The organism is Bacillus sp. UNC41MFS5 (assembly GCF_000686805.1).
The window spans coordinates 576,061-593,815 of the sequence record NZ_KK366017.1; the positions used below are offsets into that span (position 1 = coordinate 576,061).

A 17,755-nucleotide genomic window follows, 5' to 3' on the forward strand; every position below is an offset into this window, starting at 1 on the left:
CTGCGGGAGGACGGGGCAGGAGAGACCCCACAGGCGCATAGCGCCGAGGAGGCTCACCGGACCGCCCGCGGAAAGCGAAGTGCCTGGAGCGCAAATCAACATATATTTATAGCGTAGCATTTTATGGGGGAAATGAATTGCCAATCCTTAAAGTAGTAAATTACCCAGCTGAGATACTTGAACAAACTTGCAAGACAGTAGTGAAGTTTGATAGAAAGCTGGCCAAAGTACTTGATAATATGTATGACACGATGATTGAATATGATGGAGTAGGGCTTGCTGCACCGCAAATTGGATTAGACCAACGCATCGCAATTGTTGATATCGATGATGAATTAGGGACAATTGAAATGATAAACCCAGTAATCTTAAAAACATCTGGAGAACAAACTGGTCCAGAAGGTTGTCTAAGTTTCCCTGGATTGTTTGGTGAAGTGACAAGACCCAATTTTGTTAAGATTGAGGCATTTGATCGTAAAGGAAGAAAATATACATTAGAAGCAGAGGGCTTTCTCGCAAGAGCGATCCAACATGAAATCGATCACCTTGATGGGATTTTATTTACAACAAAGGTGACAAGATATCTAGAGGAAGATGAGTTAAAAGGAGTAGAAGCTGAATGACCAAAATTGTTTTTATGGGTACTCCGGATTTTTCCGTGCCGGTTTTACAACAAATTATTAATGACGGATATGATGTCATTGGTGTAGTGACACAACCAGACCGACCAGTTGGCAGGAAAAAGATATTGACACCCCCTCCAGTAAAGGTTGAGGCTTTAAAACATGATATTCCGGTCTTTCAGCCAGAAAAAATACGTCAAGAACAAGAACTCGAAAAGATTCTATCATTGAAACCTGATTTAATTGTTACGGCCGCGTTTGGTCAAATCTTACCCAATAAATTATTAGAAGCCCCCAAATACGGTTGTATCAATGTTCATGCATCCTTGCTTCCTGAACTTCGCGGCGGTGCTCCTATCCATTACGCTATTCTTCAAGGGAAACAGAAAACAGGTGTGACAATCATGTATATGGTTGAAAAATTAGATGCTGGAGATATTTTAACAAGTATTGAGGTTCCAATCACGGAAGAAGACAATGTTGGAACGCTTTTCGCCAAACTAAGTGAAGCTGGAGCTAAATTGTTATCGGAAACCTTGCCACTTCTATTGGACGGGCAACTTACTCCAAAGCCACAAAACCATGCCGATGCAACCTTTGCATCCAACATTAAACGAGAACAGGAAAAAATTAACTGGACAAAAACCGGTGAAGAAATCTATAACCATATCCGTGGATTAAACCCTTGGCCCGTTGCGTTTACCACCTTGAATGGTCAGGTGGTAAAGATATGGCGAGCTAATAAGGAAGCGGGGCAGAGGGGAGTAGAACCTGGTACTGTCCTAAAGGTAGAAACAGATAGCTTTACTGTTAGTACGGGAAATGAAACAGCCATTAAAATCATTGAACTTCAGCCTTCAGGGAAATCAAAAATGATGTGTGAACAATTCTTAAGAGGTTCTAAAATTTCAGTAGGCACGAGACTAGGAGAATAGCAATGACAACAACAATAAATAATGTACGAACCATCGCAATGGACATGTTAGTTGCTATTGAGAAGAATCAAGCCTACAGCAATTTACTTCTTAATTCTACAATTGAAAAAAACGAGCTGCCTGCCAAAGATGTTGGCCTATTAACAGAATTAGTCTATGGAACATTACAAAGAAGAATGGCGCTTGACTATTTTTTAGAGCCGTTTGTCAAAGAAAATAAAAAGTTAGCAAATTGGGTTCACCATTTATTAAGGCTCACTCTATATCAAATGGTTTACCTTGATCGAATACCTGATAGAGCTGCAATATACGAAGCAGTTGAAATTGCCAAAAAACGTGGTCATAAAGGAATTGGCAGTTTGGTAAATGGGGTTTTAAGGAGCATCCAAAGAGAAGGGCTTCCTTCACTTTCGGAAATTGTCGATCCCAATAAGCGACTGGCACTTGAAACTAGTCACCCCGAATGGCTTATTACCAGGTGGGTAGATCAATTCGGTTATGATAAAACAAAAGAAATGTGTGAGGTTAACTTAACCGCACCATTGCAAACAGCTCGAGTTAACCTCACGAAAATTTCAAGAGACGAATGTATCTCCATTTTAGAAGAAGATGGTTTTCAAATCGAAAAAAGCCCGGTCATTCCTGAGGCCATTCGTTCGTTAAAGGGAAATCTGGCTTCAACCATTTCCTTCAAATATGGAATGTTTACCATCCAAGATGAAAGTTCGATGCTTGCAGCCTATGCTTTAGGTGCATCGCCAAACGAATATGTCCTCGATGCCTGCGCGGCACCAGGTGGTAAAAGTACCCATATTGCTGAAAAAATGGACAATACCGGTGAAGTGATTTCGGTGGATCTTCATCAGCATAAGGTAAGATTAGTCAATGACAATGCCAAGCGGTTAGGGTTAGAAAATATTAAAACAAGTGTCTCTGATTCAAGAAATTTACAGGAAAAGTTTAAGATTGAATCATTTGATCGAATTCTTCTCGATGCTCCGTGCTCCGGTCTCGGCGTAATGAGAAGAAAGCCAGATATGAAATATACCAAAACAGAGATGGATATAAAGCGGCTAAGTACAATTCAACAAGACTTATTAACGTCCGTAACCCCATTATTGAAAAAGGGCGGTATTCTTGTCTATAGTACATGTACAGTCGATAAAGAAGAAAATGAATATACAGTGAAGACATTCCTAGAGAATAACCCTGACTTCGAAGGGGATTTAACATTTAAAAACCGGATGCCAGAAGCAATTCAGCCATTAATTACAGGTTTTGATTTGCAGATATTCCCACAAGATATTGGTTCGGACGGTTTCTATATTGCAGTATTAAGAAAGAAGGTGTAACAGTTGGAACAATTAAATACAACTGAGACAAACACAACAACGGAAGTTAAGAAAAAATCAATTTATTCATTACAGTTACACGAATTAAAGGATTGGCTTTCAGAAAATGGAGAAAAGCCATTTCGGGCCGATCAAATCTTTGAATGGCTTTATAAAAAAAGAATTACAACCTTTGAGGATATGAGTAATGTTTCGAAGGGACTTAGAGATAAGATCGCAAATCATTTTGAACTGACAACATTAAATACAGCAATTCAACAAACCTCTTCAGATGGGACGATTAAGTTTCTATTTGAACTTCATGATGGATATTCCATTGAAACCGTGTTAATGCGTCATGAATATGGGAATTCCGTTTGTGTCACAACGCAGGTAGGCTGTCGAATTGGTTGTACCTTTTGCGCTTCAACATTGGGCGGATTAAAAAGACATTTGGAAGCAGGTGAAATTGTTGCTCAAGTAGTTAAAGTCCAACAAACACTTGATGAAACAGATGAGCGGGTTAGTTCAGTTGTTATTATGGGCATCGGTGAACCATTCGATAATTACGACAATATGATGTCATTTTTAAAAATAATTAATCATGAAAAGGCGCTGAATATTGGGGCACGTCATATTACCGTTTCAACAAGTGGAATTGTGCCGAAGATTTATAAGTTTGCCGATGAAGACACGCAAATTAATTTTGCGATTTCCTTGCACGCTCCAAATACAGAATTACGATCGCGGTTAATGCCAATAAATAAGGCTTATAAACTTGATGACTTAATGACGGCAGTAAGGTATTATATCGATAAGACAGGGCGTCGAATCAGCTTTGAATATGGTCTTTTTGGAGGAGTTAATGATTCAGTTGAGCATGCCGAAGAATTAGCTGAATTATTAAAAGGATTGAAGTGCCATGTCAATCTAATTCCTGTCAACTATGTTCCTGAAAGGGATTATGTACGGACGCCAAGAGACAAAATTTTTGCTTTCGAAAAAACATTAAAAAACCGCGGAATTAATGTAACGATTCGCCGAGAGCAAGGCTCAGATATAGCTGCAGCATGTGGGCAACTTCGTGCAAAGGAGCGGAAAGAGGAGACGAGGTGACAAAAGTGAAAGCTGTTTTTAAAACGGACCAAGGAAGAGTCCGTCAGAATAATGAAGATAGTGGTGGTACTTTTGTAAATCGGGACGGACACTGCCTTGCCATCGTAGCTGATGGTATGGGCGGTCACCTTGCCGGTGATGTAGCAAGTAATATGACTGTTTCACATCTCCAAGAAATGTGGGAGAAGTCTGAAGGCATTCAAACAGCAGATCAAGCGGAAGCTTGGTTGAAAACACATGTTCTTCAAGTGAATCAATTACTTTTTGACCATTCCAGAAGCCATGTGGAATGTGAGGGGATGGGCACAACAATTGAAGCAGTCATAGCATCAGAGAATTTTACAACCATAGCCCATGTCGGGGATAGTCGTTGTTATATTTTAAATGATTCGGGCTTCAAGCAGCTTACAGAGGACCATACGCTTGTCAACGAATTAGTCAGAACAGGACAAATTACGAAAGAGGATGCGGAACATCACCCAAGGAAAAATTGGATTTTAAGAGCCCTAGGAACGGAACAAGATGTTAAAATCGATTTTAAAACAATCATGTTTGAAGAAGGAGATTATCTTTTACTATGCTCTGATGGATTGTCCAATAAAGTAAATGAAAAAGAAATGATTCAAATTCTTCAAAATGAAGATTCTCTTGAACAAAAGGCTTCTACATTAATTACCATGGCAAATGAGAATGGTGGAGAAGACAATATTACCCTAATTATATTAGAATATGCTAATGATAATGAATTGGGTGATCATCAGTGATTATTGGGAAGAGAATAAGCGGCCGCTATAAAGTGCTTGAAATGATTGGCGGAGGCGGTATGGCAAATGTTTATTTAGCACATGATATGATTTTAGACAGAGAAGTTGCTGTTAAAATGCTCCGCCTTGATTTTGTTAATGATGAGGAATTTATTCGCCGTTTCCATAGAGAAGCACAGTCAGCTACTAGTCTTACCCATCCCAATATTGTCAGTATTTACGATGTAGGGGAAGAGGATTCTCTTTACTATATCGTTATGGAATATGTGAATGGGCAAACATTAAAGCAATACATAAACCAACATTCATCACTTCGTGTCGAAAAAGCTTTAGATATAATGATGCAATTAACTTCTGCCATTTCTCATGCCCATCAAAATCATATTATTCATCGTGATATTAAACCACATAACATACTTATTGATCGGAATGGCAATGTAAAAATCACTGATTTTGGAATTGCAATGGCTTTGAGTGCAACAAGCATTACCCAAACCAATTCGGTTTTAGGTTCAGTACACTATTTATCACCAGAACAAGCCAGAGGCGGTATGGCAAATAGGAAATCAGATATTTATTCTCTTGGGATTGTTATGTTTGAAATTTTAACAGGAAGGCTTCCATTCTCTGGGGAATCGGCCGTTTCGATTGCATTAAAGCATCTTCAATCAGAAACTCCGTCTGTAAGAAGGTGGAATTCAAACATCCCACAAAGTGTAGAGAATATTGTTTTGAAGGCAACTGCAAAAGATCCATTTCATCGTTATAACAGTGTCGATGAGATGGAAGAGGATATAAGAACAGCACTTAATCCAGAGAGAATGAATGAATCTAAGTTTATTATTCCGATTGATGATGAAGCAACGAAGGCAATACCTATTATTACAAATGAGCGTCCACAAAAAAACTTGGATGAAACCTTAGTTCATACTACAGATAAAATTGTTCCAAAAAACAAAAAGGATCCATCTAAAAAAGAAAACGAAAGTAAGAAAAAGCGGAAAAACTGGCCGACTGTCTTAATTGCGACTTTTCTTACCCTTACTGTTCTAGGGCTATTAGCTATAACCTTTTTACCTGGATTATTGTCGGCTAAAGATATCAAAATCCCAGATGTAAGTGGGATGGAATTAACTGATGCCATCTCCAAACTAAAACTTAATAGTTTAGAGGTTGAGAAACAAATCGAAATTCCAGATGATTTGATTGATCAAGGAGAAGTCATTAAGACAGACCCTGAAATTGGAACAACAGTCAAGGAAAACACAAAAGTTACTTTATATATTAGTACAGGCAAAGAAAAAACGGACCTCCCGGATTATGTTGGAAGAATATACGAAGATGTTTTTCCTTTATTAGAGAGTCGAAATTTTAAAGATATTAAAAAGACCGAGATATATGATGATAGTGAACCAGGAACAATCCTTAATCAATCCCCTCCTGGTGGTGAAAAAGTTGTAGATGAAGACACTGTATTAGTGTTTGAAGTTAGTAAGGGACCAGAAACAATTGAACTTAAGGACTTAACCCAATACACTTTAAAAAGTGTAGAGGACTATGCCTCCTTAGTAGGGCTCAAAATCGAGACTGAAGAAAAATTTGATGAAAAAGTTCCTGCCGACATGGTGATTTCACAAAACCCAAAACCTGGAACGGAAATGACTAAAGGCGATACCATAACCGTTATTATTTCAAAAGGTAAAGAAGAAAAGCCGCCAAAAACGGTAGTGAAGGAAATAACCATTGATTATGAACCAACCGTTCCAGTTACGGGAGAACCTATTCCTAAGCAGGAAGTTCTTATTTACATCGAAGATATGAATCACAGTATGACGGAACCGGCAGAAACCTTTTTTATTACCGAAACAACCAAAAAACAAATTGAGTTAACGATACCTTATGGCGGAAAAGGCGGCTACAAAATTATTAGAGACAGCAAAGTCATAGCGGAGGATGTAATTACCTATTCTGAAACAGAATAATCAATATTACAATGCTCTATTATGATTGATTACGAAGAATTTAATATGAAAAATGAGTTGTCTAATTGAAAGGCAAGGAGTGTGGCTATGCCGGAAGGAAAAATTGTTAAAGCATTAAGCGGTTTCTATTATGTACTTGGAAACGATAAGTTAATCCAATGCCGTGGCAGAGGGGTATTTAGAAAAAATAAAATTACCCCTCTCGTTGGTGATGAGGTTGTTTTTCAAGCTGAAAATGACTTGGAAGGATACATCATGGAGGTAAAATCTCGCAAGAATGAGCTAATACGTCCACCGATTGCAAATGTTGACCAGGCCATTTTAGTGTTTTCAGCTGTTGAACCAGATTTTAGTACGGTCCTATTAGATCGTTTCCTTGTGCTTGTTGAATTTAATCGAATTGAACCGCTTATTTGTATTACCAAAATGGATCTTACTAACGAAGATGAGAAAAAGATGATTAAGGATTATGCAGAGCAATATACTGCAGCAGGATATAAAGTGATCCTTACTTCCTCCGAAACAGAAGCAGGAATTGAACTGTTAAATCCGCACGTAGATAATAAAATATCTGTGTTTGCGGGTCAATCTGGTGTTGGGAAATCATCGTTACTAAATGTTCTTAGACCGGACCTTGAATTAAAAACAAATGATATTTCATCGCATCTAGGCAGAGGAAAGCACACCACCAGACATGTGGAATTAATAAAGATTGGCAATGGACTAATAGCAGACACGCCAGGGTTTAGTTCATTGGAATTTACCAATATTGAAGCTGAAGATTTGACTTTTTGTTTTCCTGAAATTCAAACGGCTAGTGAAAATTGCAAATTCCGAGGCTGTTTGCATGTAAGCGAACCTAAATGTGGTGTGAAACAAGCAGTTGACTCAAATGAAATCCCAGCATATCGTTACGAACATTATTTGGACTTCCTACAGGAGATAAAAGATAGAAAGCCGAGGTACTAAACATGGTTAAAATAGCACCATCCATACTTTCAGCTGATTTTTCAAAATTAGGTGAAGAAATTTTAGCAGTGGAAAAAGGAGGAGCTGACTACATTCATATTGATGTCATGGATGGCCACTTTGTCCCTAATATTACGATTGGACCCCTGATTGTTGAAGCGATTCGTCCAATCACCAAACTGCCACTAGATGTTCACCTTATGATTGAAAACCCTGATCAATATATTGAAGCATTTGCTAAAGCTGGAGCTGATTATATTACTGTCCATGTTGAGGCATGTCGTCACTTACATCGTACGATTCAAATTATTAAATCTTTTGGAATTAAGGCGGGTGTAGTATTAAACCCAGCAACACCTGTTGAATCGATTCAACACATAATTGGTGAAATTGACATGGTCTTATTAATGTCTGTCAATCCAGGGTTTGGCGGGCAAAAATTCATACCTGAAGTTCTTCCAAAAATAAGAAAAGTAAAAGAAATGGCTGAACAAAAAGGTTTAGACATGGAGATTGAGATTGACGGCGGTGTTAACTCAGAAACGGCAAAGCTATGCATGGAAGCAGGTGCAAATGTCCTTGTGGCAGGCTCAGCTATTTATAATCAAGAAGATTATGCGAAGGCAATTTCGCTGATAAGAGGTTAATGGGGAAAGCCAGCTTATTGCTGGCTTTTTGCATATTGAAAAAAAGGAGAACTTTTATGATTATCAATATTGTGGCCGGAGGCCCTGAAGACCATTTGCCAGATTTAACGGAGTACAAAGTAAATGATTCAATTTGGGTAGGAGTCGATCGCGGCGTCTATCATTTATTAAAAAGAAACATTTCTCCATCTATTGCTTTTGGTGATTTTGATTCTGTTTCATCAACTGAGTTAAAGTATATTGAAGAACGTGTTACAGAATTAAAAAAGTATAAACCGGAAAAGGATGAAACGGATATGGAGCTTGCCCTTAATTGGGCACTTAATCAGCATCCAAGCACCATTCGTATATTTGGGGCAACTGGTGGCAGGCTGGATCATTTATTTGCGAATGTTCACTTATTGCTCACTCCGATCCAAGAAAAAAATGAAGTGGATATTTGCATAATTGACCGTAATAATATCGTTTTTATTAGGGAAGCAGGCAGCTATAAGATTGAAAAAATGGATTCAAAAAAATATATTTCCTTTGTTCCTGTAACCCTAAATATCCACAATCTCACCCTAGAAGGCTTTAAATTCCCTTTGAAAAATCGTCATATTTCAATTGGTTCAACACTATGTATTAGTAATGAACTTATTAATGATTATGGTACTTTTTCATTTTCTGAAGGCATATTAATAGTGATAAGAAGTCATGATTAATATGTTTTAGTAACTAACTCAGAATGGTGCCTACAATGTTTTTGGTACTGATTTCGTTCGTTTGAATAATATGGTAGGGCGTTCGAAAAAAGTTGAGTTGAAATAAGTTGGGGAGATTTGTGAGGAGGGACAGTATGAAATTTTATACGATTAAACTGCCGAAATTTTTAGGCGGACTTGTCCGTGCGATGATTGGAGCGTTTAAAAAGAACGAATAGCATAAGTATGTATGATGATATCGTTTTAACAATGGCACCCGTTTAATTTGGGTGCTTTTTATTTTGTTAAATGGGGAATACTATACAAATAGATTCCTGAAGAGAAATTGTGGTTTTTGGACAAAAAGAAAAGGCACCCTTAACGGATGCCCATTCTAAACGGTTTATTAAACGCGTTCTACTTTACCGGATTTCAACGCTCTTGCAGAAACCCAAACACGCTTAGGCTTTCCATCAACAAGAATACGTACTTTTTGTAGGTTAGCACCCCATGTACGCTTGTTTGCGTTCATAGCGTGAGAACGTGCGTTACCAGTTGTTGTTTTCTTTCCAGTTACAACACATTGACGTGGCATAATGATTTCCCTCCTTAACTACCAAAAGCTTTATACAGCAATCTTTAAGATCCTCATCTGGAAATAGAAAATTGTTTGAACAAATTTTCTAGACTTGAGATACCTTAATAATTTATCATACAACTTATTTGATTGCAATAGTTACCTTTCAAGAAAAAAGCCTTGACATCACTTTATATAAAAAGCTGTTATATTAAACAGACAGGAATAACTTTCAAAATTGCAGTGACTATAGTAAAATGACTATAGTCAAGGAGCAATTTTTTCAGGAGGGGGAACGATTCATGTCCATTGAATTAAAAACAAAGTTCGGACAAATTGATATTTCTAACGAAGTAATCGCGACCATTGCCGGAGGAGCGGCGATTGAATGTTATGGAATCGTCGGTATGGCCTCAAAGAATCAAATTAAAGATGGAATTACGGAAATACTACGAAAAGAAAATTTCACTCGGGGCGTGATTGTCCGCCAAGAGAACGAGGCATTACATATTGATATGTATATTATTGTTAGCTATGGAACGAAAATTTCCGAAATTGCCCACAACGTGCAATCAAAGGTTAAATATACCCTCGATAAGACTGTTGGACTTGCCGTTGACTCGGTCAATATTTACGTTCAGGGAGTTCGAGTAACGAACCCGTAAGTTTGTGTTACGAACTCTTGTAGAGGAGGAAAGTTTGTGTCAATAACAGCTTTAGATGGAAAACGTTTTGCCGAGATGGTGATTCAAGGTGCCAATCATTTATCAACAAATGCAAAAATGGTTGATGCTTTAAACGTTTTTCCCGTGCCCGATGGTGATACTGGAACTAACATGAATTTATCAATGACATCCGGGGCAAAGGAAGTAAAGAATAATGTTCAAGATCATATAGGAAAAGTTGGTGTAGCTCTTTCCAAGGGTTTACTAATGGGAGCACGCGGAAATTCCGGAGTTATCCTTTCACAACTATTCCGTGGTTTTTCAAAGGCCATTGAAGCGAAAGCGCAAATCTCAGGGATTGATTTTGCTCATGCCTTTGACGCTGGAGTTGAAACCGCTTATAAAGCAGTAATGAAACCGGTGGAAGGGACCATCTTAACCGTTGCAAAAGATTCAGCGAAGAAGGCTGTTCAGGCAGCCGAGACTTCAAACGACATCATTGTCATTATGGAAGAAGTATTAAAAGAAGCAAAGGCTTCCTTGAAACGGACTCCGGATTTACTTCCGGTATTAAAGGAAGTTGGCGTGGTTGACAGTGGCGGTCAAGGTCTTGTCTTTGTTTACGAAGGTTTTCTTGCCGTCCTAAAAGGCGAAAAGCTGCCTGATACACCCTCTGCCTCTCTGTCTATGGATGAGTTAGTTAATACAGAACACCATAAAAGTGTCCAGGGACATATTAACACTGAGGATATTGAATTTGGATATTGTACCGAATTTATGGTTCGCTTTGAACAAGAAAAGACAGCAAAACATCCCTTCGATGAAGGAATCTTCAGAAATGACCTTAGCCAGTTAGGAGATTCTTTATTGGTCATTGCTGATGAAGATGTGGTGAAAGTGCATATTCATTCCGAACAGCCCGGTGAAGTCCTTAGTTACGGGCAGAAATATGGCAATTTAATTAATATGAAAATAGAAAACATGCGTCAACAACATACCAATATTGTTGGTGAAACACATGTTGCACCAGCTGCTGGTCAGCAGAAGTCACCAAAAGAGCAGCAAGAATACGGAATTGTTACTGTCTCTATGGGTTCTGGGATTGCTGATTTATTTAGAAGTATTGGCGCAAATGCCGTGATTGAAGGCGGTCAAACAATGAACCCGAGCACAGAGGATATCGTAAAGGCTGTCAAAGAAGTCAATGCTAAAAAGGTATTTATCTTACCGAATAATAAAAACATCATTATGGCAGCTCAGCAGGCAGCAGATGTTTCTGAAGAGGAAATTTATGTGATCCCTTCCAAAACGGTTCCGCAAGGATTATCAGCTTTGTTAGCATTCAATCCAGCTGCTGGTCTTAAGGCAAATGAAGACTCTATGAATGATGCGCTAAAACATGTAAAAACTGGACAAATCACCTTTGCTGTTCGGGATACCCAGATTGATGGCTTAGAAATCGAGAAAGATGATTTTATGGGGATTGCTGAAGGAAAAATCGTCGTAAAAAACAAGGACAAAGGCAAAGTTGCTGAGGACCTGCTTTCACAAATGCTAGATGAGGATTCAGAAATATTAACCATCATTTATGGAGAAGACATTAGCGAGGAAGATGTAAACCAGCTTTCAAAATATGTTGAAGAAAATTATGGAGATGTTGAAGTGGAAATCCATAATGGTCGTCAGCCGTTATATTCATATATCTTTTCAATTGAATAATGAAAAGCTAAAATAGAAGGGAGCATCCCTTCTTTTTTTGTGCAAAAAAGCAGGAGAATCGGTCGAATGATTCCAATTACACTAAGAGAAACTGGGCAGGGAGGGTTGGCGGCAACACCGGCAGGTCGTGAACTGGAAGATAAGATCTTCGGTATACCGCAAAGTAATAGTGAATCCACATCTTAATCAATCAATAACCGTCATAAAGGGAATTGGTGAAGAAACTGCTGAAATTTTTTCAGAAATGAAAATCTTTACGATAAATGATTTATTGGAGTATTTTCCTTATCGTTATGAAGATTACCGCCTCCGTGAAATAACAGAGGTGCAGCATGATGAGAAAGTAACAGTGGAAGGGAAGGTTCACAGTGAGCCTTCTCTTAGCTATTTTGGCAGGAAGAAATCAAAACTAATGTTCCGGCTTTTTGTTGGAGCGCATTTGATTAAGGTAGTCTTTTTTAACCAACCCTATTTAAAAAATAAAATCACCATCAATGAAACCATTACCGTCACAGGGAAATGGGATGCCCATCGGCAGACGATTACGGCAAATGAGATGCAGATGGGAACAAATGCAAAAACAAAAGATTTTGAGCCCGTTTATTCGTTAAGAGGGAAATTAACGACAAAGGGAATACGGAAATTTATCAGCATTGCTTTTCAACAATATGGACAATTTATTGAAGAAACGCTGCCAATCGCTTTTTTAAAAAAATATCGATTACTAGATAGGCAGTCTGCTTTCAAAGCGATGCACTTTCCAGACAGCCAAGAAGATGTGAAACAAGCGAGAAGGCGTATTGTTTATGAAGAATTTCTTTTGTTTCAATTAAAAATGCAAGCATTAAGGAAATTTGAACGCGAGCATTCCCCTGGAGTTTGCCAAAACTATGATGTAACAAAAGTAAAGGAATTTATTAATAGCCTTCCTTTTCCGTTAACAAATGCCCAAGCACGTGTAGTAAAAGAAGTATTAGCAGAACTAAAATCACCACTTCGTATGAATCGATTGCTGCAGGGAGATGTAGGTTCGGGAAAAACAGTGGTTGCAGCTATTGGTTTGTATGCCAGTGTTACCGCAGGTTTTCAAGGTGCACTTATGGTGCCGACAGAAATATTGGCGGAGCAGCATGCGGAAAGCTTAAAAAGTATGTTAGAACCATTTAATATCAGATGCGAACTTCTGACGAGTTCGATAAAGGGGAAGCGAAGAAAAGAAATCCTTCGCGAACTAGCAGAAGGGAACGTTGATATCTTAATTGGTACACACGCCCTAATTCAAGATGAGGTAACTTTCAAGAGACTCGGTTTTGTTATCACGGATGAACAGCATCGCTTTGGCGTGGAACAGCGAAGAGTACTGAGAGAAAAAGGTGAGAATCCAGACGTATTGTTCATGACGGCGACGCCAATCCCACGTACACTTGCGATTACGGTATTTGGTGAAATGGATGTATCAATCATTGATGAGATGCCAGCAGGTAGAAAAACGATAGAAACCTATTGGGCCAAACCAGAAATGCTTGACCGTGTACTTGCTTTTGTTGAAAAAGAACTACAAAAAGGTCACCAAGCCTATGTTATTTGTCCGCTTATTGAAGAATCAGAAAAGCTTGATGTTCAAAATGCCATTGACGTGTACAATACATTAAGTCATTATTTTCAAAACCGATTTAAAGCGGGTCTTATGCATGGCCGCTTAAGCTCAGAAGAAAAGGACTCTGTAATGAAGGCATTTAGTGCGAACGAAGTACAGGTACTAGTTTCAACGACCGTTGTAGAGGTGGGGGTAAATGTACCGAATGCGACCATGATGGTCATTTATGATGCTGAAAGGTTTGGCCTTTCACAGCTTCATCAGCTGCGCGGCAGAGTTGGACGCGGCAGTGATCAATCCTACTGCATTTTGCTGGCAAGTCCAAAATCAGAAGTGGGCCAAGAACGCATGCGGATTATGACCGAAACGAACGATGGCTTCGTATTAAGTGAAAAAGACTTAGAGCTTAGAGGGCCAGGAGACTTTTTTGGCAGAAAACAAAGCGGGGTTCCTGAATTTAAGGTCGCAGATATGGTTCATGATTATCGAGCCCTAGAAACTGCACGAAATGATGCAGTGATGTTGATTCAGTCTGAAACATTTTGGACAGCCCCAGAATATCAATACCTAAGAAATATCCTCGATGAATCAGGCGTTTTAGAAGGGGAGAAACTAGATTAAACCAAACTTTTTCCTCTTAAAGGGTTCTTTGTTGGAAAAAGCAGAAGGTCTGAATAAAAAACTAATTCTTGCAATCTGCTTTTTCAAATTTTATACTACTATTAGTACCTAGTCATAAGATCTCGGACGGTGTAATCATACATGCGAAAAAGTAAAAAAGAGCGACAAGAATTGTTGACCACGACAATTAAAGAGAATCCTTTTATTACGGATGAAGACTTAGCAGAAAAGTTTCAAGTAAGTGTACAAACCATTCGTCTTGATCGTTTAGAATTATCAATTCCTGAACTCAGGGAGCGGATTAAGACAGTAGCTGAGAAACGATTTGATGATGAAGTCCTCTCATTACCGCTTGAAGAAGTGATTGGTGAAATTATTCATATAGAATTGGATCAGAATGCCATTTCGATTTTTGATGTAAAAAAAGAGCATGTCTTTATACGAAATAACATAGCACGTGGCCATCATGTATTCGCTCAGGCTAATTCTTTAGCAGTAGCTGTAATAAATGATGAACTGGCGTTAACAGCAAAAGCGAATATTCAATTTAAACGTTTGGTTAAACTGAATGAGCGGGTTATTGCTAAAGCTAAGGTTACAAAAATTGATCGGAATCAAGGTAGAACGAGTGTCGAAGTAACAAGTTTTGTCAATAATGAACTTGTTTTTACCGGAGAATTTGAAATGTACCGTTCGAAAAATCGGTAGAGGATGAGGAAAAATGAAACTAGCAATCGATGCCATGGGCGGCGATAATGCTCCCAAAGAAATCGTATTAGGGGCACTTAAAGCTGTACAAGCATTTTCAGATATACATATTACCCTTGTCGGGGATGAAAATAAAATAAAAGAAACCTTAACAAATCATGATCGAATCAATGTCATCCATACAACGGAAGTAATCCTCGGAACAGATGAGCCTGTTAAAGCGGTTCGGCGCAAAAAGAATGCCTCGATGGTGTTAGCCGCACAGCAAGTGGCTGATGGAATGGCAGATGCATGTATTTCAGCAGGAAATACAGGTGCGTTAGTGGCTGCTGGACTTTTTGTGGTAGGAAGAATTTCTGGGATACACCGCCCAGCCTTAGCACCTACGCTGCCGACCATAGGCGGGGAGGGGTTCTTGTTATTAGATGTCGGGGCTAATGCGGATGCCAAGCCAGAGCATCTCCTCCAATATGGACTAATGGGCTCGATTTATAGTGAGAAAGTAAGAGGAATTTCCAAGCCAAGGGTCGGTCTTTTAAATATTGGGACTGAGGAAAAGAAAGGGAATGAACTTACCAAGCAAGCTTTCGAATTGTTGAAAGATGCCGATATTAATTTTGTGGGAAATGTTGAAGCACGGGATTTATTAGATGGTGTGGCGGATGTGGTTGTGACCGATGGATTTACGGGAAACATGGTCCTAAAGTCAATTGAAGGCACGGCACTTTCCATGTTTAAAATGTTAAAAACGGCATTGATGAGTAGTTTTACAAGTAAATTAGCGGCAGCTGTGCTGAAACCGAATCTTAAAACGTTAAAAAATACAATGGATTATTCTGAATATGGCGGTGCAGCTTTGTTTGGATTGAATGCCCCTGTAATAAAGGCGCATGGCTCATCCAATGGTCAGGCTATATTTAGTGCAATAAGGCAAACAAGGGAAATGGTAAGTAACGATGTTGTTGGTTTAATTAAGATGTCATCTGAAGAAGCAGATTCTAAAGAAGCAGATTCTGAAAAAGTAGAACGGTAAAGGAGTTTTGACATGAATAAAATAGCATTCGTGTTTCCGGGACAAGGGTCACAAACGGTCGGAATGGGAAAAGAATTAGCTGGTAAACATTCCAAGGTTATGGATTTTTTTAGGAGAGCCGATGAGAAGCTAAATATCCCACTGAGTAAACTAATTTTTGAAGGCCCAAAGGAAGAGTTGACTATTACCTACAATACACAGCCTGCCCTATTAACAACAAGTATTGCTATTTTAGATTACTTTCAAAAATTTGGGATTAAGGCTGATTACGTGGCTGGTCACAGCTTAGGGGAATATACGGCGCTTGTTGCTGCTGGAACACTTTCTTTTGAAGAAGGAGTATATGCCGTCAGAAAACGAGGCGAATTTATGGAGAATGCGGTCCCAAATGGAGAAGGGTCAATGGCTGCCATACTAGGGCTTGACCGAGATCGTCTATTTGCAGTAACAAATGAGGTAAGTGAATCAGGCAATCCTGTTTCACTAGCAAACCTAAATTGCCCTGGCCAAATTGTCATATCTGGCTCAAGAAAAGGGGTCGAGTTGGCTAGTGCCAAAGCAAAAGAAGCAGGAGCAAAAAGGGCTCTTCCTCTAGAAGTTAGCGGCCCATTCCATTCCACTTTAATGAAGCCTGCTGCAGACCAGTTGCGTGAAGTTCTGGATGGAATTGAAATGAAGGATGCCGAAGTCCCGATCGTTGCAAATGTAACAGCAGAGCCGATTAGCTCAGCATCTGAAATGAAGGATAAATTAATTGAGCAGCTCTATTCTCCTGTATTATGGGAAGATTCTGTTCGCAAAATGATTGAGCTGGGTGTCGACACATTCATTGAAATCGGTCCTGGAAAAGTTCTTTCAGGTTTAATCAAAAAAATTGATAAAACAGTTACCACTTTCTCTGTCTCGGATGAGGAAAGTGCACAATCTGTTATTGATGCATTAAAGGAGGAGAAAATATGAATCTTGAAGGGAAAGCAGCCCTTGTCACAGGTGCATCAAGAGGAATTGGCAGAGAAATTGCTCTCGAACTTGCAAGGCAAGGAGCCAATGTAGCCGTAAATTTTTCAGGCAGTGAAGCAAAAGCAAATGAGGTTGTCGATGAAATCAAAGCTCTTGGCAGAGAGGCATTCGCAGTAAAATGTAATGTATCAAACTCTGAAGAAGTTGCTGAGATGGTTAAAGGAACAATAGACAATTTTGGAAAACTTGATATTCTAGTCAATAATGCAGGGATTACAAAAGATAATTTGTTGATGAGAATGAAAGAAGAAGAATGGGATGATGTTATTAATATCAACCTTAAAGGTGTGTTCCTTTGTACTAAGGCGGTAACAAGACAAATGATGAAACAGCGGGTAGGTCGAATTATTAATATTGCATCAATTGTTGGCGTTAGTGGGAATCCAGGACAGGCTAACTATGTAGCTGCCAAAGCTGGGGTCATCGGATTAACAAAAACAACAGCGAAAGAATTGGCATCCCGTAACATTACTGTTAATGCAATCGCACCAGGCTTCATCACAACAGATATGACCGATAAATTACCGGAAGATGTAAAAACAGAAATGTTAAAACAGATTCCTTTGGCAAGGTTAGGAGAGCCTAAAGATATCGCCAAAATAACAGCGTTCCTTGCATCAGATGATTCGTCCTATATTACTGGACAAACACTTCATATTGATGGTGGAATGGTAATGTAGCTAGACAGTTCAAAAAGTTCAAAATACAAAAAGTAATAAAAACCTAGTGTATTATTTTGTTGAAATACTCTATAATAGCTTGAGG

18 protein-coding genes and 1 pseudogene are annotated in these 17,755 nt (G+C 38.9%); 18 read left to right on the forward strand and 1 reads right to left on the reverse strand.

The annotated features are described in order from the left end of the window. The first annotated feature begins 137 nt into the window (after window positions 1–137). The 10 genes from def (at window position 138) to spoVM (ending at window position 9,289) form a co-directional block, all read left to right on the forward strand. A complete protein-coding gene (gene def, locus BR30_RS0119235) occupies window positions 138–623 on the forward strand; it encodes a peptide deformylase (protein ID WP_026566415.1) in 486 nt (161 codons plus the stop codon). After that, complete coding sequence (fmt, locus tag BR30_RS0119240; protein WP_026566416.1) at window positions 620–1,558, forward strand: methionyl-tRNA formyltransferase; 939 nt, start codon at window positions 620–622, stop codon at window positions 1,556–1,558. The genes def and fmt overlap by 4 nt, the downstream gene beginning before the upstream one ends. A gap of 2 nt (window positions 1,559–1,560) precedes the next feature. Then, window positions 1,561–2,910: a 16S rRNA (cytosine(967)-C(5))-methyltransferase RsmB gene (gene rsmB / locus BR30_RS0119245; RefSeq protein WP_026566417.1), complete on the forward strand. Its 1,350-nt coding sequence runs from the start codon at window positions 1,561–1,563 to the stop codon at window positions 2,908–2,910. A 3-nt stretch (window positions 2,911–2,913) separates the two neighbouring features. Beyond that, window positions 2,914–4,005 (forward strand): dual-specificity RNA methyltransferase RlmN, encoded by a 1,092-nt coding sequence (gene rlmN / locus BR30_RS0119250; RefSeq protein ID WP_026566418.1) that lies wholly within the window; start codon window positions 2,914–2,916, stop codon window positions 4,003–4,005. A 5-nt stretch (window positions 4,006–4,010) separates the two neighbouring features. Further along, complete coding sequence (locus BR30_RS0119255) at window positions 4,011–4,769, forward strand: Stp1/IreP family PP2C-type Ser/Thr phosphatase (protein ID WP_026566419.1); 759 nt, start codon at window positions 4,011–4,013, stop codon at window positions 4,767–4,769. After that, a complete protein-coding gene (gene pknB / locus BR30_RS0119260; RefSeq protein WP_026566420.1) occupies window positions 4,766–6,751 on the forward strand; it encodes a Stk1 family PASTA domain-containing Ser/Thr kinase in 1,986 nt (661 codons plus the stop codon). The genes BR30_RS0119255 and pknB overlap by 4 nt, the downstream gene beginning before the upstream one ends. Window positions 6,752–6,838: 87 nt before the next feature. Then, window positions 6,839–7,720, forward strand: a complete 882-nt coding sequence (gene rsgA, locus BR30_RS0119265) for a ribosome small subunit-dependent GTPase A (protein WP_026566421.1) — start codon at window positions 6,839–6,841, stop codon at window positions 7,718–7,720. A gap of 2 nt (window positions 7,721–7,722) precedes the next feature. Next, on the forward strand, window positions 7,723–8,367 hold the full coding sequence (gene rpe / locus BR30_RS0119270) for a ribulose-phosphate 3-epimerase (protein ID WP_026566422.1): 645 nt from the start codon (window positions 7,723–7,725) through the stop codon (window positions 8,365–8,367). A gap of 56 nt (window positions 8,368–8,423) precedes the next feature. Then, on the forward strand, window positions 8,424–9,071 hold the full coding sequence (locus tag BR30_RS0119275; RefSeq protein WP_026566423.1) for a thiamine diphosphokinase: 648 nt from the start codon (window positions 8,424–8,426) through the stop codon (window positions 9,069–9,071). A gap of 134 nt (window positions 9,072–9,205) precedes the next feature. Then, entirely contained in the window at window positions 9,206–9,289 is an 84-nt protein-coding gene (gene spoVM, locus BR30_RS33970) for a stage V sporulation protein SpoVM (RefSeq protein WP_035445740.1), read from the forward strand. Window positions 9,290–9,456: 167 nt separating this feature from the next. Here spoVM and rpmB read toward each other — a convergent pair whose 3' ends face one another. After that, complete coding sequence (gene rpmB, locus BR30_RS0119285; protein WP_026566424.1) at window positions 9,457–9,645, reverse strand: 50S ribosomal protein L28; 189 nt, start codon at window positions 9,643–9,645, stop codon at window positions 9,457–9,459. 284 nt (window positions 9,646–9,929) lie between these two features. Between rpmB and BR30_RS0119290 the strand changes: the two genes are divergently transcribed. From BR30_RS0119290 to fabG, 8 genes and pseudogenes are all read left to right on the forward strand, one after another. Continuing rightward, window positions 9,930–10,292 (forward strand): Asp23/Gls24 family envelope stress response protein, encoded by a 363-nt coding sequence (locus tag BR30_RS0119290; RefSeq protein WP_026566425.1) that lies wholly within the window; start codon window positions 9,930–9,932, stop codon window positions 10,290–10,292. A 36-nt stretch (window positions 10,293–10,328) separates the two neighbouring features. Next, window positions 10,329–12,011 (forward strand): DAK2 domain-containing protein, encoded by a 1,683-nt coding sequence (locus BR30_RS0119295; RefSeq protein ID WP_026566426.1) that lies wholly within the window; start codon window positions 10,329–10,331, stop codon window positions 12,009–12,011. Window positions 12,012–12,065: 54 nt separating this feature from the next. Then, window positions 12,066–12,197, forward strand: a pseudogene (locus BR30_RS38030) (L-serine ammonia-lyase, iron-sulfur-dependent, subunit alpha); the annotation flags it as partial. Next, a complete protein-coding gene (recG, locus tag BR30_RS0119305; RefSeq protein WP_026566427.1) occupies window positions 12,181–14,229 on the forward strand; it encodes an ATP-dependent DNA helicase RecG in 2,049 nt (682 codons plus the stop codon). The pseudogene BR30_RS38030 and the gene recG, both read left to right, overlap by 17 nt. Before the next feature lie 141 nt (window positions 14,230–14,370). Further along, window positions 14,371–14,937, forward strand: a complete 567-nt coding sequence (fapR, locus tag BR30_RS0119310) for a transcription factor FapR (protein ID WP_026566428.1) — start codon at window positions 14,371–14,373, stop codon at window positions 14,935–14,937. 13 nt (window positions 14,938–14,950) lie between these two features. Next, window positions 14,951–15,970 (forward strand): phosphate acyltransferase PlsX, encoded by a 1,020-nt coding sequence (gene plsX / locus BR30_RS0119315; protein WP_026566429.1) that lies wholly within the window; start codon window positions 14,951–14,953, stop codon window positions 15,968–15,970. Window positions 15,971–15,982: 12 nt separating this feature from the next. Then, window positions 15,983–16,930 (forward strand): ACP S-malonyltransferase, encoded by a 948-nt coding sequence (gene fabD / locus BR30_RS0119320; protein WP_026566430.1) that lies wholly within the window; start codon window positions 15,983–15,985, stop codon window positions 16,928–16,930. Further along, window positions 16,927–17,670 (forward strand): 3-oxoacyl-[acyl-carrier-protein] reductase, encoded by a 744-nt coding sequence (gene fabG, locus BR30_RS0119325; RefSeq protein ID WP_026566431.1) that lies wholly within the window; start codon window positions 16,927–16,929, stop codon window positions 17,668–17,670. Before fabD ends, fabG begins: the two co-directional genes overlap by 4 nt. Window positions 17,671–17,755 lie beyond the last annotated feature (85 nt).